The following is a 19,836-nucleotide window of genomic DNA, read 5'->3' as shown; positions in this document are numbered from 1 at the left end:
TGCAGTAAGGTCAAAGATTTAGCCAGAGTTTTTGCTCGCGCCAACAATCTGCGGCCTGTCAGACAAGAGAAAAGACGGTCCGTGGCCCAATCGTCATCGCCAATCTCAGGTGTCGCAGAACGCTATGCCGGTTCGCTGTTCGAACTGGCATCGCAGGCGAATTCCGTGTCCAAGGTCGAGGCCGACCTCAACGGTTTCGAGGCACTGCTCGCGGGCAGCGCGGACCTCACCCGGCTGATCAACAGCCCGGTGTTCTCCAGCGAGGACCAGGCCAAGGCCATCGCGGCGATCGCCGACAAGGCTGGCATCACCGGCCTGACCGGCAATTTCCTGCGCGTCGTCGCCAAGAACCGCCGCCTGTTCGCGGTGCCCGGCATGATCAAGGCGTTCCGCCAGATCGCGGCCGAAGCCCGTGGCGAGGCCGCCGCCGAAGTCACGTCGGCTCATGAGCTGACCGCGGCCCAGCAGACCGAACTCAAGGCCGCGCTGAAGAGCGTTGCCGGCAAGGACGTGGCCATTTCCGTCACCGTTGACCCGTCGCTGCTCGGCGGGCTGGTGGTCAAGATGGGCTCGCGCCAGATCGATACGTCGCTCAAAACCAAACTCAATTCGCTCAAGCTTGCACTGAAAGAGGTCGGCTGATGGACATCCGCGCCGCGGAAATTTCCGCAATTCTGAAAGACCAGATCAAGAATTTCGGCAAGGAGGCCGAGGTCTCCGAAGTCGGACAGGTGCTGTCCGTCGGTGATGGTATCGCCCGTGTCTACGGCCTCGACAATGTCCAGGCCGGCGAAATGGTCGAATTCCCCGGCGGCATCCGCGGCATGGCGCTCAACCTCGAAGCCGACAATGTCGGCGTCGTCATCTTCGGCGCCGACCGCGACATCAAGGAAGGCGACACCGTCAAGCGCACCGGCGCCATCGTCGACGCGCCTGTCGGCCCCGGCCTGCTCGGCCGCGTCGTCGACGCGCTCGGTAATCCGATCGACGGCAAAGGTCCGATCAAGGCGGTCGAGCGCAAGCGCGTCGACGTCAAGGCGCCCGGCATCATCCCGCGCAAGTCGGTGAACGAGCCGATGTCGACCGGCCTCAAGGCCATCGATGCGTTGATCCCGGTCGGCCGCGGCCAGCGCGAGCTGGTCATCGGCGATCGCCAGACCGGCAAGACGGCCATCATCCTCGACACGATGCTCAACCAGAAGTCGGTGCACGACAACGGCCCCGAGAAGGAAAAGCTCTACTGCGTCTACGTCGCCGTCGGCCAGAAGCGCTCGACCGTCGCGCAGTTCGTCAAGGTGCTGGAAGAGCGCGGCGCGCTCGAATATTCGATCATCGTCGCCGCCACCGCTTCCGACCCGGCGCCGATGCAGTTCCTGGCGCCGTTCACGGCCTGCACCATGGGCGAGTATTTCCGCGACAACGGCATGCATGCACTGATCAGCTACGACGATCTGTCGAAGCAGGCCGTCGCCTATCGCCAGATGTCGCTGTTGCTGCGCCGTCCGCCGGGCCGCGAAGCCTATCCGGGCGACGTCTTCTACCTGCACTCGCGCCTGCTCGAGCGCGCCGCCAAGCTCAACGACGATCTCGGTGGCGGTTCGCTGACCGCGCTGCCGGTCATCGAGACGCAGGCCAACGACGTGTCGGCCTACATCCCGACCAACGTGATCTCGATCACCGACGGCCAGATCTTCCTCGAAACCAACCTGTTCTTCCAGGGCATCCGTCCGGCCGTCAACGTCGGCCTGTCGGTGTCGCGCGTCGGTTCGTCGGCGCAGATCAAGGCGATGAAGCAGGTTGCCGGCTCGATCAAGGGCGAGCTCGCGCAGTACCGCGAAATGGCTGCTTTCGCGCAGTTCGGCTCGGATCTCGACGCCGCCACGCAGCGCCTGCTCAACCGCGGCTCGCGCCTGACCGAGCTCCTGAAGCAGCCGCAGTTCTCGCCGCTGAAGACGGAAGAGCAAGTCGCGGTGATCTTCGCCGGCGTCAACGGCTATCTCGACAAGCTGCCGGTCAACCAGGTCGGCAAGTTCGAGCACGGCCTGCTCAGCCACATGCGTTCGGCCGGCAAGGACGTGCTTGACGCCATCCGCAAGGAAAAGGCGCTGTCGGACGATCTGCGCGCCAAGCTGAAGGCCGAGATCGACGCCTTCGCCAAGACCTTCGCCTGAGCGAAGTGCCAGTCCGGATGAGACAAGACGGGATCAGGTTTGAAGCATGCCTTCATTAAAAGACCTTCGTAACCGTATCGCCTCGGTCAAGGCGACGCAGAAGATCACCAAGGCGATGCAGATGGTCGCCGCGGCGAAGCTGCGCCGTGCGCAAGAGGCGGCGGAAGCGGCGCGTCCCTATTCGGAGCGCATGGGTTCCGTGCTGGCCAATATCACCCAGGCGGTCGGTGGCGGGGGCGATGCCCCGGCGCTGATGACCGGAACCGGCAAGGACGACGTGCATCTGCTCGTCGTCTGCACCGCCGAGCGTGGCCTGTGCGGCGGCTTCAATTCGCAGATCGCCCGTCATGCCCGCGACCATATCCGCCGGCTTCTGGCCGACGGCAAGCAGGTCAAGATCATCTGCGTCGGCAAGAAGGGTTTCGACATCCTGCGCCGCGACTATGCCGCGATGATCATCGAACGCGTCGATCTGCGCGAGGTCAAGACGCTCGGCTTCGTCAATGCCGATGCGATCGCCCGCAAGGTCATCCATCTGTTCAACGAGGGCGCCTTCGACGTCTGCACGCTGTTCTACTCGCAGTTCAAGTCGGTGATCAGCCAGGTTCCGACCGCGCAGCAGATCATTCCGGCAGCGTCCGCCTCTTCGGCTCAGCCAGAAACGGCCGATGGCGCCAGCGCCGTATACGAGTATGAGCCGGAGCCGGGCGAAATCCTGTCCGACCTCATCCCGCGCAACATCGCGGTGCAGATATTCCGTGCGCTGCTCGAAAACGCGGCGGGCGAAATGGGCGCCAAGATGAGCGCCATGGACAATGCGACGCGCAACGCCGGCGAGATGATCAACAAGCTGTCGATCACCTACAACCGCCAGCGGCAGGCGCAGATCACCAAGGAACTGATCGAAATCATTTCGGGCGCCGAGGCGCTCTAGGCGCGGTCAGCGGGTCATTGGCCCGCGAACCGGACCGCGTGAGAAACAAAGGACGAAAAGGGTAAAGACGATGGCGAAAGCAGCGACCCCGAAGACGGCAGCCCCCAAGGCAGCAGCTCCCGCGAAGGCGGCCAAGGCTCCGGCAGCGGCAGTAAAGGCGGCTCCGGCCAAGGCGGCAGCAGCGCCGGCCAAGGCCGCCGCTGCCAAGACGCAGGCCGTGGCCACCAAGGCGACCGGCGTTGTCGGCAAGGTCCGCCAGGTCATCGGCGCCGTCGTCGACGTGCAGTTCGGCGAGCATCTGCCGCCGATCCTGAACGCGCTCGAGACCAACAATGTCGGTAATCGCCTGGTGCTCGAAGTTGCGCAGCATCTGGGTGAAAACACCGTGCGCTGCATCGCCATGGACTCCACCGAAGGCTTGGTGCGTGGCCAGGAAGTGCGCGACACCGGCGGCCCGATCGCCGTGCCGGTCGGCCCGGGCATGCTCGGCCGTATCATCAACGTCATCGGCGAGCCGGTCGACGAGGCAGGCCCGGTCGACGCGGTCGAATTGCGCTCGATCCACCAGCCGGCTCCGGCCTATATCGAACAGTCGACGGAAGCGCAGATCCTGATCACCGGCATCAAGGTGCTCGACCTGCTCGCGCCCTACGCCAAGGGCGGCAAGATCGGCCTGTTCGGCGGCGCCGGCGTCGGCAAGACGGTGCTGATCCAGGAACTGATCAACAACATCGCCAAGGCGCATGGTGGTTACTCGGTGTTCGCCGGCGTCGGCGAGCGCACCCGCGAAGGCAACGACCTTTACCACGAGTTCATCGAATCCGGCGTCAACAAGAAGGGCGGCGGCGAAGGCTCGAAGGCGGCGCTGGTGTACGGCCAGATGAACGAGCCGCCGGGCGCGCGCGCCCGCGTCGGCCTGACCGGCCTGACGGTTGCCGAATATTTCCGCGACCAGGGCCAGGACGTGCTGTTCTTCGTCGACAACATCTTCCGCTTCACGCAGGCGGGTTCGGAAGTGTCGGCTCTGCTCGGCCGTATCCCGTCGGCCGTGGGCTATCAGCCGACGCTCGCCACGGACATGGGCGCGCTGCAGGAACGCATCACCACCACCACCAAGGGCTCGATCACCTCGGTGCAGGCGATCTACGTGCCGGCCGACGACTTGACCGACCCGGCGCCGGCGACCTCGTTCGCTCACCTTGACGCGACGACGACGCTGAACCGTTCGATCGCCGAAAAGGGCATCTATCCGGCCGTCGATCCGCTGGACTCGACCTCGCGCATGCTCGACCCGCTGGTCGTCGGCGACGAGCACTATGCCGTTGCCCGCCAGGTGCAGTCGATCCTCCAGCGCTACAAGTCGCTGCAGGACATCATCGCCATCCTGGGCATGGACGAGCTCTCGGAAGAGGACAAGCAGACCGTGGCCCGCGCCCGCAAGATCGAGCGCTTCCTGTCGCAGCCGTTCTTTGTCGCCGAAGTGTTCACCGGCGCGCCGGGCAAACTGGTCGACCTCGCCGATACCATCAAGGGGTTCAAGGGCCTCTGCAACGGCGACTATGACCACCTGCCGGAAGCCGCCTTCTACATGGTCGGCGGCATCGACGAAGCGGTCGAGAAGGCACAGCGCCTCGCGGCTGAAGCGGCTTAATCAAGGGAATAGGGAGTAGTCAGTAGTCAGTAGTGAATAGCAGCTGGGTGATCGGGGCGGTTGTCCTCTCTCCCTACTTCCTACTCACTATTCCCTACTCGCTAAATTGACATGGCTGAAGCTTTCAAGTTCGAACTGGTCTCGCCGGAGCGCCTGCTGGTTTCCGCCGAGGTCGAATCCGTGGTCATTCCGGGCGCCGAGGGCGAGATGACCGTCATGGCCCATCACGCGCCGGTCATGACCACGATCAAGCCGGGCGTCGTCACGGTGAAGAATGCCTCGGGCAGCGAAGAACGCTATGTCGTGTTCGGCGGCTTCGCCGACATCGTCCCGGCCGGCTGCACGCTGCTGGCGGAATCGGCTGTGGCGGTGAAGGATGTCGACCGCGCCGACCTCGCCCGCCGCATCCAGGAAGCCAGGGAAGACGCGGCCGACGCCAAGGACGATCAGTCGCGCAGCAAGGCGGAACAGTTCCTTAGCCAGCTCACCACGCTGGAAGGCGCAATCCTGCCGGCCTAAAATTCGGTTCAGATGACTTGATGAAAAGCGGGGCCTTGCCTCGCTTTTTTGTTTGTTGGGGTGTCAGGCGTTTCAGCTGCGGCGGCGATATCGCACCGCCGACATCGAGGTCTTGTACCGCCTGTTGACCCGTCCAGCTCCGCCTTACGGTCCTTCGCCGTCTATGCCGAGCGCGGCGAAGGCCAAGGTCGTGCCGTCCCTCCGCAGATGGACAAGATGGATGGCCACGAGTTCGATCAGCGTCTGGCGTTCGGCGTGATCCCCGGCGAAGCCGGCCAGATCGAATACCGCCGTCACGGTTTCGTTCGCCGGCAGCTGCTGGTCCAAAAGCGCCGTCAGCTCCGCATCGAGCGGATCGGTGAAATGGCCCCTCGGCAAGCTCTTTCCGCGCGCCGCGCAGGCGGCGATCCAGGCTGCCACCACCAGCGTGAGGTGGACCAGCTCGGTGCCGGCTTCCAGGCACTCGATAGCCGAGGCAATGATGCGCTGCGGCAGTTTCTGGCTGCCGTCATTGGCGATCTGCGCGGTACGGTGGGCAAGTGCCGTGTTCGAAAAACGCTCGGCAAGCTCGGCCGTATAGGCTGATGTGTCGAGGCCGGCATCGTCAGGCAATGTCGATCTGGCTTCCTCCCAAAGCGCATCGACGAACCGCCGGATCGCCGGATCGGCGAAGGCGCCGTCGACCGTGGCATGGCCGCTGAGCAGGCCAAGATAGGCGATGCCCGAATGCGCACCGTTGAGCAGCCTCAGCTTCATGTCCTCGAAGGGGGCGACATCGCCGACCATGGTGACCCCGAATTTTTCCCAGGCGGGACGGCCCGCCGGGAAATCGTCCTCGATCACCCATTGGCGGAAAGGCTCGGTCATCACGGGCCAGGCGTCCTCGATGCCAAGTTCGCCCGATATCCGCGCCCGGTCGGCATCGGTCGTGGCCGGCACGATGCGGTCGACCATGCTGGAGGGAAATGCGACCTGATCGGCGATGTGGCCGGCAATTCCAGCACCGCCCGCCGAACCAGGTCTGGCATCGCGCAGTGAGGCGAATTCGACCAGCAGCCTGTGCAAGGTGGCGCCGTTGGCCGGCAGGTTGTCGCAACAAAGCACGGTAAAGGGCGGGGTGCCGGCGGCCAGCCTCCGGGCGAGCGCTTCGGTCAGAAAACCATGCGCCGTCTTCGGCTTTTGTGGATTGGCCAGGTCGTGGACGATGTCGGGATGGGCCGTGTCCAGCCCGCCGCCGGCCGCCCGCAAATAGGCTTTCTCGGTGATGGTCAACGTCACGATGCGGGTGCGCGGATCGATCAGCGCGGCCAGCACCGCGGCCGGGTCCTCCGGCGCCACCAGCAGCGAGCCGATGGAACCGATGACATGCAGCTTCTCGCCGCCGCTGCCTCGAACCGCCAGTGTGTACAGCCCATCCTGCGGCGCCAGCGCGTCGCGGGTGTCGGCGCTGCGCAACGACACGCCTGTTATGCCCCAGCCCGTCTCGCCAGCGGCCAGGCATTCATCGATGTAAGCAGCCTGGTGGGCGCGGTGAAAGGCGCCGACGCCGAGATGCACAATGCCCGGCGTAACCGTGCCACGATCGTATCGAGGCGCGGCGACCTTGGCCGGCAATGCCTGCGCCGTGCGGTTGGAAAGGCGAAGGGCTGTCATCGGTTTGCGGCACTCATCTCGTGGGACGGCTGGTCAGGGAATGGCTGCTAATCCGCGGGCGGATCGCAAAACGGCGTAACATCGGCGGCGGTTGCCGACAATGCTCAGCATTGCTCAAAAGTCATCATACAACAATCCGATTTTTGTATGTTGACATTATTTCCAGCCGATCCTACCGATAGCGACCCTGGGAGGATGCCGTGGCACTGACGAATGCGGATTTGCTGTTTCCAGCCGAGGCGCGTCCGCTCTCGATCGCCCGCGATCTCTACGCCGGCATCAAGGACCTGCCCCTCATCAGCCCGCACGGCCACACCGACCCGCGCTGGTATGCGCTGAACGAGCCGTTCCCCGATCCCGCGCAACTGCTCATCGTACCTGACCACTATATTTTTCGCATGCTGTTCAGCCAGGGCGTGCGGCTGGAGGCTCTCGGCGTGCCGACGCTCGATGGCGCGCCCGTCGAGACCGACGGCAGGGCGATCTGGCGGCTGTTCGCCGAGCACTATCATCTCTTCCGTGGCACGCCGACCCGGCTGTGGTTCGACCATGTGCTTGCGCATCTGTTCAGCATCGAAGAGCCGTTGAGCGCCGCAACCGCAGATCGCCATTACGACACGATCGCGACGGTGCTGCAGTGGGAGAACTACCGCCCCCGCGCCCTGTTCGAGCGCTTCAACATCGAGGTCATCGCAACGACCGAAGGTGCGCTCGACGATCTCAAATGGCACCAGATGATCGGCGACAGCGGCTGGGAGGGCCGCGTCGTCACCGCCTATCGGCCGGACGCCGTCATAGATCCCGATTTCGAGGGGTTTTCGGTCAATCTCGACCGGCTCGGCGAGATCACCGGGTGCGACACCGGGACCTGGGCCGGCTATCTCGACGCGCACCGCCAGCGCCGCGCCTTCTTCAAGAGCTTCGGCGCGACCTCGTCGGATCATGGCCATCCTACGGCCGAGACCGCCAACCTTTCCGATGCTGCGGCGCAGGAGCTGTTCAACCGGATTCGCTCCGGCTCGCAGGACGAGCGTGAACGAAAGCTGTTTCGCGCCCAGATGCTGACCGAAATGGCCAAGATGAGCCGGGATGACGGGCTGGTGATGCAGATTCATCCCGGCTCCTGGCGCAATCATTCGCCTGGAATTTTCCAGAAATTCGGCAGGGACAAAGGTTTCGATATCCCGACCCGCACCGACTATGTGACGGCGCTGAAGCCGCTGCTCGACTGCGTCGGGCTCGAGCGCGACCTGACCGTCATTCTGTTCACGCTGGATGAGAGCAGTTACGCGCGCGAGCTGGCGCCGCTGGCCGGCGTCTACCCGGCGCTGAAGCTCGGGCCGGCCTGGTGGTTCCACGACAGCCCGGAAGGCATGCGCCGTTTCCGCGAGATGACCACCGAGACCGCCGGCTTCTACAACACCGTCGGCTTCAACGACGACACGCGCGCCTTTCCCTCGATCCCGGCCCGTCACGACGTGGCGCGGCGGGTCGACTGCGCGTTCCTGGCGCGCCTCGTCGCCGAGCACAGGTTGCGCGAGGACGAGGCTCATGAACTCGCGAAGGAGCTTGCCTACACGCTCGCCAAGACGGCGTACCGGCTCTGAACGGGACGCTCCGATTTTTCAAAGGGAGGAAGTCATGTTGCATTTTTCGAAATTGACGGCGGCCACATTCGCCTTCGGTTCGCTGCTGATCGGCATTGCAAATGCCGAGACCGTGCTGCGATCCTCGGATACCCATCCGGACGGCTATCCGACCGTCGAAGCGGTCAAGTACATGGGCGACCTCATCAAGCAGCGCACCGCCGGCCGCTATTCGATCGAGGTCTATCACTCGGCGCAGCTCGGTGAGGAGAAGGACACGATCGAGCAGACCCAGGCCGGGGTCATCGACCTCGACCGTGTCTCGATGGGACCGTTCAACGGTATCGTGCCGGAAACCGCCGTGCCGTCGCTGCCCTACATGTTCCGCTCGGTCGAGCACATGCGCCATGTCATGGACGGGCCGATCGGCGACCAGATACTCAAGGCGTTCGAGGCGCATGACCTCGTCGGCCTCGCCTTCTACGATTCCGGCGCGCGTTCCTTCTACAACACCAAGAAGGACATCACCTCGATGGCGGACATGAAAGGCATGAAGTTCCGCGTCATCCAGTCCGACGTGTTCGTCGACATGGTCAACGCGCTTGGCGCCAATGCCACGCCGATGGCCTATGGCGAGGTCTACTCGGCGCTGCAGACCGGCGTCATCGACGGCGCCGAGAACAACTGGCCGAGCTTCGAATCCGCCAAGCACTACGAAGTGGCCAAGCACTACACCATGGACCAGCACCAGATCGTGCCGGAAGTGCTGGTCATGTCGAAGGCAAGCTGGGAGAAGCTGTCGCCGGAAGACCAGGCGATCGTGCGGCAGGCGGCCAAGGACAGCGTCGTGAAGATGCGCGAGCTCTGGGACGCGCAGGAGAAGAAGTCGCGCGACATCGTCGAGAAGGCCGGCGTCAAGGTCAGCGAGATCGACAAGCAGCCGCTGATCGACGCAATGAAGCCGGTCTACGACAAATATTTGTCGACGCCGGAACTGAAGGATCTGGCGGCGAAGATACAGGCCGAAAAATGAACGGGGCTAACAGGTCAGGCAGCGCGAGGACTCCTGCGCTGCCTTCGGACGCCCCTGCCACGAGAGGCTTCTGGCTCGCTGCCGAGCGCGTTCTCTCCGGGCTTGCCCGGCTGGCGTTGTGGGTCAGCGGCGCCGGCCTGACGCTGATGACGATCATCATCTTCTGGCAGGTCTTCTCGCGCTACATGCTGAACCGTTCGCCGAGCTGGACCGAATCCTTCTCGGTGCTGCTGATGGGCTGGTTCATCTTCCTGGGTGCCGCGGTCGGCGTGCGCGAGCGCACGCATCTGGGCTTCGACGTGCTGCTTTACGTCCTGCCTGCCTCGGCCAAGGCGGTGCTGCGCAGCATTTCCGATCTTGTCGTGCTGGCCTTCGGCGCCGGCATGATCGTCTACGGCGTGCAACTGGCGAGGCTGACCTGGAATACGGTGATGCCTTCGCTCGCCCTGCCGGGCGGCGTCAGCTTCCTGCCGGTCATCCTGGGAGGCGCGTTGGTCTGCCTGTTTTCACTGGAACGGCTGGCCGGGCGTTTTGCCGGCCTGCCCGTCGACGCCGACATCCATGCAACCGGCGAGGAGGTCTGAACCATGGCCTTGATGGTCCTTTTCGGCACCTTCGTGTTCCTGCTGGTCATCGGCACGCCGATCGCGTTCTGTCTGGGCGTCGCCAGCTTCGCGACGATCCTCACGCTAGGCCTTCCGCCGGTCGTGGTGTTCCAGCGGCTCAATTCCGGCGTCAGCGTTTTTTCGCTGATGGCCATACCCTTCTTCATCTTCGCCGGCGACCTCATGGTGCGTGGCGGCATCGCCGCGCGGCTGGTCGCGCTGGCAGGCTCACTGGTCGGCCATTTGCGTGGCGGTCTGGGGCAGGTCAACATCGCGGCGTCGACCATGTTCGGCGGCATTTCCGGCTCGGCGGTGGCGGATGCGTCGGCAGTCGGCGGGCTGATGATCCCGCAGATGAAGGCGCGCGGCTACGGCATCGACTACGCCGTCAACATCACCTCGGTCGGCGCCATCATCGCGCTTTTGATCCCGCCCTCGCACAACATGATCATCTACTCGATTTCGGCCGGCGGCCGGATCTCGATCGCGGATCTGTTCACGGCTGGCGTGTTGCCGGGTCTGCTGCTGGCGCTGTCGCTGATGATAACGGCCTATTGGGTCGCCAGCCGCCGCGGCTACCCGACGGAGCCCTTCGCGGGCTTCGGTCGGGCCTTGCAGCTGCTTGTCGCCGCCATTCCGGGCCTTATCCTGATCGCCATCATCTTCGGTGGCGTCAGGTCCGGCATCTTCACCGCGACCGAGAGCTCCTGCATCGCTATCGTTTACGCCTTCCTGGTCACGCTGATCATCTACCGCTCGATGAGTTGGGGTGACTTCGTCGCGGCGACGACGGCCTCGGTGCGGACCACCGCCATGGTGCTGATGATTATCGGCTGCGCGGCGGCCTTCGGCTGGCTGCTCGCCTATCTCAGGGTGCCGGCGGCGCTAGTCGCCTTTCTGCAGTCGGTATCCGACAACAAGCTGGTCATCCTGCTGTTGATCAACATCGTGCTGCTCATTCTCGGCACCTTCATGGACATGTCGCCGCTGATCATCATCACGACGCCGATCTTCCTGCCGGTGGTCATGGCCTATGGCGTCGATCCTGTGCATTTCGGCGTGATCCTCATCCTCAATCTCGGCATCGGCCTTTGCACGCCACCGGTTGGCGCGGTCCTGTTCGTCAGCTGCGCCATTGGCCGCATTCCGATCTGGACGGCGATGCGCTCGATCTGGCCATTCTATGGCGCCGCCTTCGTGGTGCTGATGCTTGTCACCTACATACCGGAAATCTCATTGTGGCTGCCGAGCCTGTTCCATTAGGAGATCACACAGGTGTCCGATATCGCAAACGACCTCAGGGTCGAGAGAAAACCCAAACTGTCGGAAACCGTCGTGGCGGCGATCCGCAAGCAGTTGCATGCGGGTGAAATCCTGCCCGGCCACAAGCTGCCGACCGAGGGCCAGCTGACCGAGACCTTCGGCGTCAGTCGCACCGTCATCCGCGAGGCGATGGCCAAGCTTGCCGCTGACGGCCTTGTCGAGCCGCGGCAGGGGGCGGGTGTCTTCGTCACCGAGCACATCTCGACCATGTTCGGGGCGCTGGCTGCCGACATGGGGGCCAAGGATTCGATCGCGCTCAACGTGCTCGAGGTGCGGCTGGCGATCGAGATCGAATCGGCCGGGCTCGCCGCCATCCGCCGCAACGCCGCGCAGGAAGCGGCGATCCAGGAAGCCTTCTTCGAGTTCGAGCGGCTGCTACTCGACGGCCAGCCGACCGGACCCGCCGATCTCGCCTTCCATCGCGCCATCGCCAGCGCCACCAACAATCCGTTCTATGTCGAGATGCTCGACGTGCTCGGCCGGCGCGCCATTCCGTGCGACGTGACCTCGCCCTGGTCGACCGAGCTGGTGCAGTCCGACAGCTACCAGCGCGGGCTGCAGCGAGAGCATCTGGTGATCCTGAACGCGATCACGGCGGGCGATGCCGAGGCCGCGCGCGAGGCGATGCGTGCCCATCTCGGCGCCAGCCAGCAGCGCTACCGCGAACGCCTGCAGGCGCGGCAGGCCTATTACGCCAGTTCGACCAGGGCCGCCGCCGGCGAATGATCCACCGGAAGTCAGGACAGAGATGAGCCAGAACCACACAGACTACACATCGCGCTTCGCCATCGATCCGGCGGCCGCCGCCGCCATGGGAACGGACGAACTGCGCCATAATTTCCATATCGACGATCTCTTCCAGCTTGGCCGGATCAGCCTGACCTACACCCACTACGACCGGATGATCGTCGGCGGTGCCGTGCCGGTGGCGACGGCATTGCCGTTGGAAGCGATCAAGCCGACCGGCACCAAAGGTTTTCTCGATCGGCGCGAATTGATCGCCGTCAATATCGGCGGCGCCGGCTCGATCGAAGCCGGCGGCCAGTCCTTCGACCTGCGGGCGCGCGACATGCTCTATCTCGGCATGGGCTCCAGCGATGTGGCATTCGCTTCGGCAGATAAAGACGACCCCGCCAAGTTCTATCTGCTCAGCGCCCCGGCGCATCAGGCTCATCCCAGCCGGCTGATCCGCCTCGATGACGCCAAGCGCCTCGATCTCGGCAGCAAGGAGGCCTGCAACGAGCGCTCGATCTTCCAGTTCATCCATGCCGGGGGAACAAAGACCTGCCAGCTCGTCGTCGGCATGACGCAGCTGGCGCCGGGCTCTATCTGGAATACCATGCCGTGCCATGTGCATGACCGGCGCATGGAGGCCTATCTCTATTTCGACCTGCCCGATGCGGCGCGCGTTTTCCATTTCATGGGCGAGCCGGACGAGACGCGCCATATCGTCATGCGCAACGAAGAGGCGGTGCTGTCGCCGGGCTGGTCGATCCATTCGGGCGCCGGCACGTCCAACTACGCCTTCATCTGGGCGATGGCGGGCGACAATGTCGACTACACCGATGTCGATGCCGTGGCGATGGACGCGCTGCGGTGAGCGATCTCACTGCCTTCAGCCTGGCCGGCAAACGCATCCTGGTCACCGGCGCCAACACCGGGATCGGCCAAGGCATCGCGGTCTCCATCGCGCGCGCCGGCGGCGCGGTGATCGGCGTCGGCCGCTCGTCGATGGCCGATACGGCGAGCAAGGTCGCGGCTCTGGGCGGCGAATTCAAGGCGGTTGCCGCCGATCTTGCCGACACCGGAGCGGCCGGACCGATGCTCGATCGTGTCTGGGGCGAAAGCGGACCGCTCGACGGGCTGGTCAACAATGCCGGCATCATCCGGCGCGCCGATGCCGTCGACCTGACGGAGACCGACTGGGACGATGTCATCGATGTCAATTTGAAGACGGTCTTCCTGCTCAGCCAGTCCTTTGCCCGGCGCGTCCTTGCCGGCGGGCGCCAGGGCAAGATCGTCAACATCGCCTCGGTGCTGAGTTTCCAGGGCGGCATCCGCGTCGCGTCCTACACGGCGTCAAAGCATGGCGTGCTCGGCATCACCCGTCTGCTCGCCTGCGAGTGGGCGGCGAAAGGCATCAACGTCAACGGCATAGCGCCGGGCTATATCGAGACCAACAACACGCAGGCGCTGCGTGCCGATCCCGACCGCAGTGCCGCCATCCTCGGGCGCATTCCCGCCGGGCGCTGGGGCGAGCCGGGAGACATTGGCGATGCCGCCGTCTTCCTGCTGGCGCCGGCCTCGAACTACATGCATGGCGCGGTGGTGCCAGTGGACGGCGGCTGGCTGGCGCGATGAGGAGATGACAATGACCGAGCCTAAGACTTTCGCGCAAGCAGGCGAGGGTGCCTGGATGCCGACGCCAGACGGCAATCGCCGGCGCGTGCTGCTGTCCACCGACGAACTGATGATGGTCGAATTCGGCTTCGACAAGGGCGGCGTCGGCGCGCTGCATTCGCACCCGCACGTCCAGGCAAGCTACGTCGCCGAAGGCCGTTTCGAGGTGACCATCGACGGACGGACCGCAATCCTGGAGGCCGGCGGCAGCTTCATCGTGCCGTCCGGCCTGGTGCACGGCGTCAGGGCGCTGGAGGCGGGACGGCTGGTCGACAGTTTCACGCCACACCGCGCCGATTTTCTCGCCTGACCGGGCCGCCGGCGATTTCCCGGCCAATGAAAAAACCCGCACTTCCAAGGAAGCGCGGGTTTGTTGCCTGGGCGCCAATGGCGCCGCGGTACTCAAAACATCACCGCAGGACCGGAAACCTGCCGGATCATGGTGAATATAAACTTAATGCGTGTCAGGTGATGCGCCTGAGCAGGCCGAAAAGCCGTTCGAACGTCCTGCCATAGGGCGGGCGCAGAAGGGCTCCCGCGCTCAAGCGCGACTGCTGGAAGACCGGCTTCTCCTTGCTGAAGGTGCGGAAGCCCCACTCGCCGTGATAGGTACCCATGCCGCTGGCGCCGACACCGCCGAAGGGCTGGTTCTCCTGCACCAGATGCAGCATGCAGTCGTTGATGGTGACGCCGCCGGCGACGGTCTCGCGCAGGATGCGCCGGCGGTTGCCGCTGTCGCGCCCGAACCAGTAGAGCGCCAGCGGCCGGTCGGCCCGGTTCACATAGTCGATGGCGTCGTCGACCGTGGCGTATTCGACGATCGGCAGCACCGGGCCGAAAATCTCCTCGCGCATCAGCCGCAGGTCCGGCCCGGCGTTGCTGACCAGGGTCGGCAAAAGCTTCCGCCCTGCGGTGCCGAGGTCTTCGCCGGCCGGGTTGATCTCGGTGATGTCGGCGCCGGCCTCGCGGGCCTCCGCGATCATGGCGCGCAGGCGCTGGTAATGCCGGTCGCTGATGATGGCGGTATAGTCGGGGTTGTCGCGCAGCGAGGGATAGAGCCGCGCCACCGCGATTGCGAGCTTGGCAGCGACCGTGGCTGCCTGTCCCTTGGGCACCAGCAGATAATCCGGCGCGATGCAGGTCTGCCCGGCATTCAGCAGCTTGCCATAGGCGACGCTGGCTGTTGCCGCGTCGAGATCGCAGGAAGGGTCGAGGATCGCCGGCGACTTGCCGCCGAGTTCGAGCGTGACCGGGGTCAGGTTGGCGGCGGCGGCGATGGCGACCTGGCGTCCGACCGCGGTCGAGCCGGTGAACAGCAGGTGGTCGAAGGGCATCGAGACGAAGGCCTTGCCCATCTCGGCATCGCCGGTGATGACGCTGAGTTCATCCGGGGCGAAGTGCTCGCCGGCCAATCTGGCCAGCAGTTCGGAGAAAGCAGGCGTCAATTCGGAAGGCTTTACCAGGACGCGGTTGCCGGCGGCGAGGGCCGCCGTGACCGGCGCCACGGCGAGCTGAAAGGGGTAGTTCCACGGCGATACGACGCCGACCACCCCAAGTGGCTGCGGCAGAAGGCGGTTTTTGCCTGGCAGGAAGGGCAAGGTGGTGGCGACACGACGCTCCCGCATCCAGCCGCCGACATGCGCAAGCGCATGGCGAATACCGGCGCGCACGACGAACAGTTCCGCAAGACGGGTCTCATGCGCCGAGCGGCCGCCGAAGTCAGCGTCGATCGTGGCGCAGATTTCGCTCTCATGCCGCTCGGTCAGCGCCAGCAGGCGTTTGAGACGGTCTTTCCTCAGGCCAAGGTCCGCAAAGGGTTGCTTCTCGAAAGCGGCGCGCTGTAGCCGGAACCGCTCGTCGAGAGCATCCTGTCTTACCTGCAGCATCGTGCCCTCCCGGCCTGATTGGCCAAGTTTACATCGCAGAGCGAAGGAATCCAGCGGGAGCGATGGTGTCGTTGGGGAAGGGGGCGCGATGATGCCCCCGATGTCATAAGCGGCGTTGGTGATTTTACAGAAGGTGGTTCGGCAGGCCTTGTGCAATCCTTGGTTGCATGCTGCAATGGCGGACGGGCAAGGTCTCGACACCAAGGGGGTTGGAATGAGCGGAAAACACCACATGCTGGCAGTGGCCGGCATTTTCTTAGTAACCGGCGCGATCGGCATCCTGTCCGCGATCGTCCTGCTGGCCTTTGGACATTCGCCGAATATTGTGGGTTCCGCCTCAAGCGTGGCCTACGTCATCGGTGGCTACTACTTCCTGAAAGGGTCAAGGCCGGCGAAGATTTTCCTGACGGTCATGGCGGCTCTCGCCACGCTGCTGGAAGCCGTCATCGGCATCCTCATGCTGAGCGACGGCCAATTGCCGATAGGCCTGTTTATCATGCTGCTGGCGGTCCTTACCGGCTATTGCTTCCATGCGCTGCAACTGTCGAAGGCTCTCAAGGCCGAATTCGATCGCCGGTCCGAGACATATCGGTTGGAGAAGGGCAAGGCCGCCCAGCGCTATTATGACGAATTGGAGCAAGGCAGCAGCGGCGAGTGATGCCTGGGAGGGAGCTATATCTCTGTATCACCTTAGTCTGACCTGTCAGGCGGTCGTGCGCGGCGCTGGTGCAGATCGGCGATATCGACCGTTGTGATCGGATGAAGGCTGCGCTACTCCAGGCCCTCACCCGGAGGTCGCTTTGACCGGTTTGCCTATCCTCTCCAATCCACGAAAAGCCGTTCCCAGTCCGGCGGCCGCCTGATGCAGGTAATGGCAGCGAGCATCCGCGCCGAGGATCCCAAGCGGCGCGTGCTGAAGGACGTGTTCGGCTTCGACGATTTCCGCCCCGGCCAGGCCGACGTGATGGACGCGCTGCTCGGCGGGCGCCATGTGCTGGCCGTCATGCCGACGGGGGCCGGAAAATCGCTCTGCTACCAGGTTCCGGCGCTGGTGCTGGGCGGGCTCGCCCTCGTCGTCTCGCCGCTGGTGGCGCTGATGCAGGATCAGGTGGCGGCGCTGCGGCTTGCCGGGGTAGCGGCCGATACGATCAATTCCTCGCTCGATCGCGAGGCCAATGTCGCGGCCTGGCGCCGTGTCGCTTCAGGCCAAACGCGGCTGCTCTATCTGGCGCCGGAGCGGCTGATGACCGAGCGCATGCTCGAGGCGCTCTCCAGGCTCGACGTCAGCCTGATCGCCATCGACGAGGCGCATTGCATCTCGCAATGGGGGCCGGCATTCCGGCCCGAATATGAAGATCTGTCTCGGTTGCGCGGCATCTTTGCCAATGTGCCGATCATCGCGGTGACGGCGACGGCCGACGAGAGCACGCGCACCGACATCGCCGCCCGGCTGTTCGCCGAGCGGGTCGAGACGCTGGTGCTGGGTTTCGACCGGCCCAACATCAAGCTGGCCATCGAGGCCAAGCAGGACAGCAAGCGGCAATTGCTGCGGTTCATCGAGCGCCATGCGGGCAAGAGCGGCATCATCTATTGCCTGTCGCGCAAGAAGACCGAGGAGATGGCGGCCTTCCTCGAGAAGAACGGCGTGAGAGCGCTTGCCTATCACGCCGGCATGAGCAAGGAGGCGCGCGAGGCGAATCAAAACGCCTTCATGACCTTGTCTGGCGTCGTCATGGTGGCGACCATCGCCTTCGGCATGGGCATCGACAAGCCCGATGTCGCCTATGTCTTCCACACCGATATGCCGGGCAGCCTGGAGGCCTATTATCAGGAAATCGGTCGTGCCGGCCGCGACGGACGCGAGGCCGAGGCGCATATGCTCTACGGTCTTGGCGACATCCGCATGCGGCGGCTGTTCATCGATGACGAGGACGCCTCGCCCGAGCACAAGAGATGGTCGCATCGCCGGCTCGACACGCTGATCGGTTATTGCGAAACGGCGCAATGCCGTCGCCAGGTGCTGCTCGGCTATTTCGGCGAAGAGGCTCAAGCCTGCGGCAATTGCGACAACTGCCTCGATCAGGCGCCGCGCGCCGACGGCAGTGCCGAGGCGCGGAAAATCCTCGCGGCGGTCGCGCAGAGCGGCGAGCGCTTCGGCGCGGCCCATGTCATCGACATCCTGCTTGGCCATGAGACCGAGAAGGTGCTGGCGCGGGGCCATCAATCGCTGAGCAGTTTTGGCACCGGCGCCGCGCACAGGAAGACTGTGTGGCTGTCACTGATCCGGCAATTGGTTGCCGGCGGGTTCCTGATGCCGGATCCCGAGGGCCATGGCGGTCTCGCCATCTCCGAAAGCGGCCGCGCGCTCGACCGCGGCGAGATTGAATTCCGGTATCGCGTCGAGACGCGGGACCCTCTCGTGCGCGGCAGGAAGCGTTCCGGGGAAGGCTCCGCCGCCGACGCCGAAGGCGTGGATGCCTCGCTGCTGGCGGCGCTCAAGGCGCTGCGGCTGCGGCTCGCCAAGGAGCGCCAGGTGCCGGCCTATGTGGTGTTTTCCGACCGCACGCTGATCGACATGGCCGCCCGCCGCCCGCGCGACCTCGACGCCTTCACCGAGGTGAATGGCGTGGGCGGGGCGAAGCTCAAGGAGTTTGGCGAGGTTTTTCTGGCCGCGATCGCGGGGCATCGGCCCGACGGGGCAGGCTGAGGATCAGGCTTGGCGATGGGACTGCCTTCAGCTGCTGTTAGGCTACCCCGCCTCCGCCGAAACGACGGCCACCGCCATACTTCCGACGGTGTACCGATTGTTTGCGATCGAACTTACCCACCCGCTCTCTTCTCCCAGACGACGACATGCGTCTTCGGCAGACGGGATCTGAGGCGTTTCTATGGGATTGTCATTTGAGGATGATGTAGAGCGGGATGAGGATTGCCAAGGCGGCGACGCCAATAGGTTAGTGATCATGCGCCGCCGCAGCGACGTGTCGGAATCTACGCAAAACCCGCCCCTCATTATTGCGCCAACTCAGCATCGCGTAATCAAGGCGCGAGCGCAGGTATCGGCTAAATTAGATGCTCAGGTTAGTCCGGCAGAGGATTATGAAGGCGCGAACGGCTACGTGGCCTCGTCCACCAGAGCAGCGCCGGCCCGATAGCGATGCAGCGGCTCGGCGTCCTTGCAAGAGTTGCCTGATGGCGCCGAGCCTAACCGGCGAGAGACTGGTAGGGGGCACGGCATCCCGCTGGCCAGGATGATCATGCGCCTTCCTCCAATAGAAGCGAAGTTATCCGAATGAATGAAATAGGAGGTATCCTTAGCGCGACCACGTCAGCGCCTCGCCAGCATGATCAACGCGGCTGAAACGATCGCCATCACGATCATGAACAGCGCACCGACCTCAGCCAATTTATACATCAGGGGGTCAGTGTGGAGCGGGTCGTTCGCCATGCGAGCGATCAACCGTCGGGCACGTTCGTCCTCTTGGCGAGTTTCAGATTTCGCCTTGCACGCATCAAGCAACTCTTGGGCGTAGAGTTGTCTGGAGTCTTCCGAAGCGACCTGCGAATTGGTGTCCAACCAAACTTTGAACAAGTCGGGCTTGATGCGCATGGTAGCGTAGCTTAGCCCCTCCAAGCTCTCCATATGCGTCGCATCGAAATTCGCGTGCCACTCTTCCCAAGTCGGGGGCATGTCATCGGCACCAGGAAGTTGCCGGATAAGTGGATAATCTTCTGGGGTGTAGACCGGCAATACCCGCACCACTTTCTAACCCGCCAAGGCGCGCACGATGGCGAAGCCCACGCCGATCGCAAGGCCCGTGGCGAGGCTTTCGGCAATGCGGATGACAAAGGCGCCGTAGCGCTCGCGCAAACACGCTGGCGGGGCTCTCAGGACAGCAGGAATGTCGAAAGTGCGTTCCATGCCGAGCAACATAGATCGAAACCGGGAATCTATGAATCCCCTCGATATGGCGTCATCGAACCCGGACGGGGGCGGTCAAGACGGTTTTAGCAGTGATCTCGCGGACCACAACTGGTTAATCAAAATCCGGTTAAGCGAAGTAATATCATTATG

19 protein-coding genes are annotated in these 19,836 nt (G+C 64.1%); 15 read left to right on the top strand and 4 right to left on the bottom strand.

From position 1 onward, the window contains the following. The first annotated feature begins 81 nt into the window (after positions 1-81). The 5 genes from EN804_RS26140 to EN804_RS26115 all read left to right on the top strand — a co-directional run bounded on the left by EN804_RS26140 (position 82) and on the right by EN804_RS26115 (position 5,275). The gene (locus tag EN804_RS26140) at positions 82-642 is read left to right on the top strand and encodes a F0F1 ATP synthase subunit delta (RefSeq protein ID WP_135921668.1); all 561 of its coding nucleotides are present in this window, start codon (positions 82-84) and stop codon (positions 640-642) included. After that, positions 642-2,171: a F0F1 ATP synthase subunit alpha gene (gene atpA, locus EN804_RS26135; protein ID WP_127275643.1), complete on the top strand. Its 1,530-nt coding sequence runs from the start codon at positions 642-644 to the stop codon at positions 2,169-2,171. Before EN804_RS26140 ends, atpA begins: the two co-directional genes overlap by 1 nt. Before the next feature lie 46 nt (positions 2,172-2,217). Further along, a complete protein-coding gene (locus EN804_RS26130) occupies positions 2,218-3,105 on the top strand; it encodes a F0F1 ATP synthase subunit gamma (RefSeq protein ID WP_127275642.1) in 888 nt (295 codons plus the stop codon). A gap of 70 nt (positions 3,106-3,175) precedes the next feature. Continuing rightward, positions 3,176-4,756: a F0F1 ATP synthase subunit beta gene (gene atpD, locus EN804_RS26120; RefSeq protein WP_189524574.1), complete on the top strand. Its 1,581-nt coding sequence runs from the start codon at positions 3,176-3,178 to the stop codon at positions 4,754-4,756. 111 nt (positions 4,757-4,867) lie between these two features. Next, on the top strand, positions 4,868-5,275 hold the full coding sequence (locus EN804_RS26115) for a F0F1 ATP synthase subunit epsilon (RefSeq protein WP_127873378.1): 408 nt from the start codon (positions 4,868-4,870) through the stop codon (positions 5,273-5,275). A gap of 144 nt (positions 5,276-5,419) precedes the next feature. Here EN804_RS26115 and EN804_RS26110 read toward each other — a convergent pair whose 3' ends face one another. Then, on the bottom strand, positions 5,420-6,928 hold the full coding sequence (locus tag EN804_RS26110) for a mannitol dehydrogenase family protein (protein ID WP_135921666.1): 1,509 nt from the start codon (positions 6,926-6,928) through the stop codon (positions 5,420-5,422). Between the two features lie 200 nt (positions 6,929-7,128). Here EN804_RS26110 and uxaC point away from each other — a divergent pair, with 200 nt between their 5' ends. The 8 genes from uxaC to EN804_RS26070 are packed head-to-tail and all read left to right on the top strand — an operon-like array spanning position 7,129 to position 14,185. Next, entirely contained in the window at positions 7,129-8,535 is a 1,407-nt protein-coding gene (gene uxaC, locus EN804_RS26105; RefSeq protein WP_135921665.1) for a glucuronate isomerase, read from the top strand. Positions 8,536-8,569: 34 nt separating this feature from the next. After that, on the top strand, positions 8,570-9,547 hold the full coding sequence (locus tag EN804_RS26100; RefSeq protein WP_127275636.1) for a TRAP transporter substrate-binding protein: 978 nt from the start codon (positions 8,570-8,572) through the stop codon (positions 9,545-9,547). Next, positions 9,544-10,131 carry a TRAP transporter small permease gene (locus EN804_RS26095; RefSeq protein WP_167531540.1) on the top strand — a complete coding sequence of 196 codons (588 nt, stop codon included), beginning with the start codon at positions 9,544-9,546 and terminating at the stop codon, positions 10,129-10,131. Before EN804_RS26100 ends, EN804_RS26095 begins: the two co-directional genes overlap by 4 nt. 3 nt (positions 10,132-10,134) lie before the next feature. After that, positions 10,135-11,415 carry a TRAP transporter large permease gene (locus EN804_RS26090; RefSeq protein WP_127275635.1) on the top strand — a complete coding sequence of 427 codons (1,281 nt, stop codon included), beginning with the start codon at positions 10,135-10,137 and terminating at the stop codon, positions 11,413-11,415. 12 nt (positions 11,416-11,427) lie between these two features. Beyond that, a complete protein-coding gene (locus tag EN804_RS26085; RefSeq protein ID WP_127275634.1) occupies positions 11,428-12,201 on the top strand; it encodes a FadR/GntR family transcriptional regulator in 774 nt (257 codons plus the stop codon). Between the two features lie 22 nt (positions 12,202-12,223). Next, positions 12,224-13,075: a 5-dehydro-4-deoxy-D-glucuronate isomerase gene (kduI, locus tag EN804_RS26080; protein WP_135921664.1), complete on the top strand. Its 852-nt coding sequence runs from the start codon at positions 12,224-12,226 to the stop codon at positions 13,073-13,075. Further along, on the top strand, positions 13,072-13,836 hold the full coding sequence (gene kduD, locus EN804_RS26075; RefSeq protein ID WP_135921663.1) for a 2-dehydro-3-deoxy-D-gluconate 5-dehydrogenase KduD: 765 nt from the start codon (positions 13,072-13,074) through the stop codon (positions 13,834-13,836). The genes kduI and kduD overlap by 4 nt, the downstream gene beginning before the upstream one ends. A 10-nt stretch (positions 13,837-13,846) precedes the next feature. After that, complete coding sequence (locus tag EN804_RS26070) at positions 13,847-14,185, top strand: cupin domain-containing protein (protein WP_135921662.1); 339 nt, start codon at positions 13,847-13,849, stop codon at positions 14,183-14,185. A gap of 154 nt (positions 14,186-14,339) precedes the next feature. Here the strand turns inward: EN804_RS26070 and EN804_RS26065 are convergent, their stop codons facing one another. Continuing rightward, positions 14,340-15,761, bottom strand: coding sequence for a coniferyl aldehyde dehydrogenase (locus EN804_RS26065; RefSeq protein ID WP_135921661.1), 1,422 nt, complete (start codon positions 15,759-15,761; stop codon positions 14,340-14,342). 175 nt (positions 15,762-15,936) lie between these two features. Here EN804_RS26065 and EN804_RS26060 point away from each other — a divergent pair, with 175 nt between their 5' ends. Together EN804_RS26060 and recQ are read left to right on the top strand one after the other, a co-directional pair. Beyond that, positions 15,937-16,419 (top strand): hypothetical protein, encoded by a 483-nt coding sequence (locus EN804_RS26060; protein WP_135921660.1) that lies wholly within the window; start codon positions 15,937-15,939, stop codon positions 16,417-16,419. A gap of 204 nt (positions 16,420-16,623) precedes the next feature. Beyond that, the gene (gene recQ, locus EN804_RS26055) at positions 16,624-18,468 is read left to right on the top strand and encodes a DNA helicase RecQ (protein ID WP_135921659.1); all 1,845 of its coding nucleotides are present in this window, start codon (positions 16,624-16,626) and stop codon (positions 18,466-18,468) included. A gap of 621 nt (positions 18,469-19,089) precedes the next feature. Here the strand turns inward: recQ and EN804_RS26050 are convergent. Further along, on the bottom strand, positions 19,090-19,512 hold the full coding sequence (locus EN804_RS26050; RefSeq protein ID WP_135921658.1) for a hypothetical protein: 423 nt from the start codon (positions 19,510-19,512) through the stop codon (positions 19,090-19,092). Between the two features lie 15 nt (positions 19,513-19,527). Next, on the bottom strand, positions 19,528-19,683 hold the full coding sequence (locus EN804_RS37355; RefSeq protein WP_167531541.1) for a hypothetical protein: 156 nt from the start codon (positions 19,681-19,683) through the stop codon (positions 19,528-19,530). Positions 19,684-19,836: the final 153 nt, after the last annotated feature.

This window comes from Mesorhizobium sp. M8A.F.Ca.ET.161.01.1.1, assembly GCF_004792105.1.
Classification (GTDB): domain Bacteria; phylum Pseudomonadota; class Alphaproteobacteria; order Rhizobiales; family Rhizobiaceae; genus Mesorhizobium.
Note: the sequence above shows the minus strand (reverse complement) of the source record. Positions and strands in the feature narration are given on the sequence as shown.

Bases quoted from the DNA above. Each gene is read 5' to 3' on its own strand.
- atpA (WP_127275643.1), top strand. From the start codon at position 642: ATGGACATCCGCGCCGCGGAAATTTCCGCAATTCTGAAAGACCAGATC.
- EN804_RS26130 (WP_127275642.1), top strand. From the start codon at position 2,218: ATGCCTTCATTAAAAGACCTTCGTAACCGTATCGCCTCGGTCAAGGCG.
- atpD (WP_189524574.1), top strand. From the start codon at position 3,176: ATGGCGAAAGCAGCGACCCCGAAGACGGCAGCCCCCAAGGCAGCAGCT.
- EN804_RS26115 (WP_127873378.1), top strand. From the start codon at position 4,868: ATGGCTGAAGCTTTCAAGTTCGAACTGGTCTCGCCGGAGCGCCTGCTG.
- EN804_RS26110 (WP_135921666.1), bottom strand. From the start codon at position 6,928: ATGACAGCCCTTCGCCTTTCCAACCGCACGGCGCAGGCATTGCCGGCC.
- EN804_RS26100 (WP_127275636.1), top strand. From the start codon at position 8,570: ATGTTGCATTTTTCGAAATTGACGGCGGCCACATTCGCCTTCGGTTCG.
- EN804_RS26095 (WP_167531540.1), top strand. From the start codon at position 9,544: ATGAACGGGGCTAACAGGTCAGGCAGCGCGAGGACTCCTGCGCTGCCT.
- EN804_RS26090 (WP_127275635.1), top strand. From the start codon at position 10,135: ATGGCCTTGATGGTCCTTTTCGGCACCTTCGTGTTCCTGCTGGTCATC.
- kduI (WP_135921664.1), top strand. From the start codon at position 12,224: ATGAGCCAGAACCACACAGACTACACATCGCGCTTCGCCATCGATCCG.
- EN804_RS26070 (WP_135921662.1), top strand. From the start codon at position 13,847: ATGACCGAGCCTAAGACTTTCGCGCAAGCAGGCGAGGGTGCCTGGATG.
- EN804_RS26065 (WP_135921661.1), bottom strand. From the start codon at position 15,761: ATGCTGCAGGTAAGACAGGATGCTCTCGACGAGCGGTTCCGGCTACAG.
- EN804_RS26060 (WP_135921660.1), top strand. From the start codon at position 15,937: ATGGCGGACGGGCAAGGTCTCGACACCAAGGGGGTTGGAATGAGCGGA.
- recQ (WP_135921659.1), top strand. From the start codon at position 16,624: ATGCAGGTAATGGCAGCGAGCATCCGCGCCGAGGATCCCAAGCGGCGC.
- EN804_RS37355 (WP_167531541.1), bottom strand. From the start codon at position 19,683: ATGGAACGCACTTTCGACATTCCTGCTGTCCTGAGAGCCCCGCCAGCG.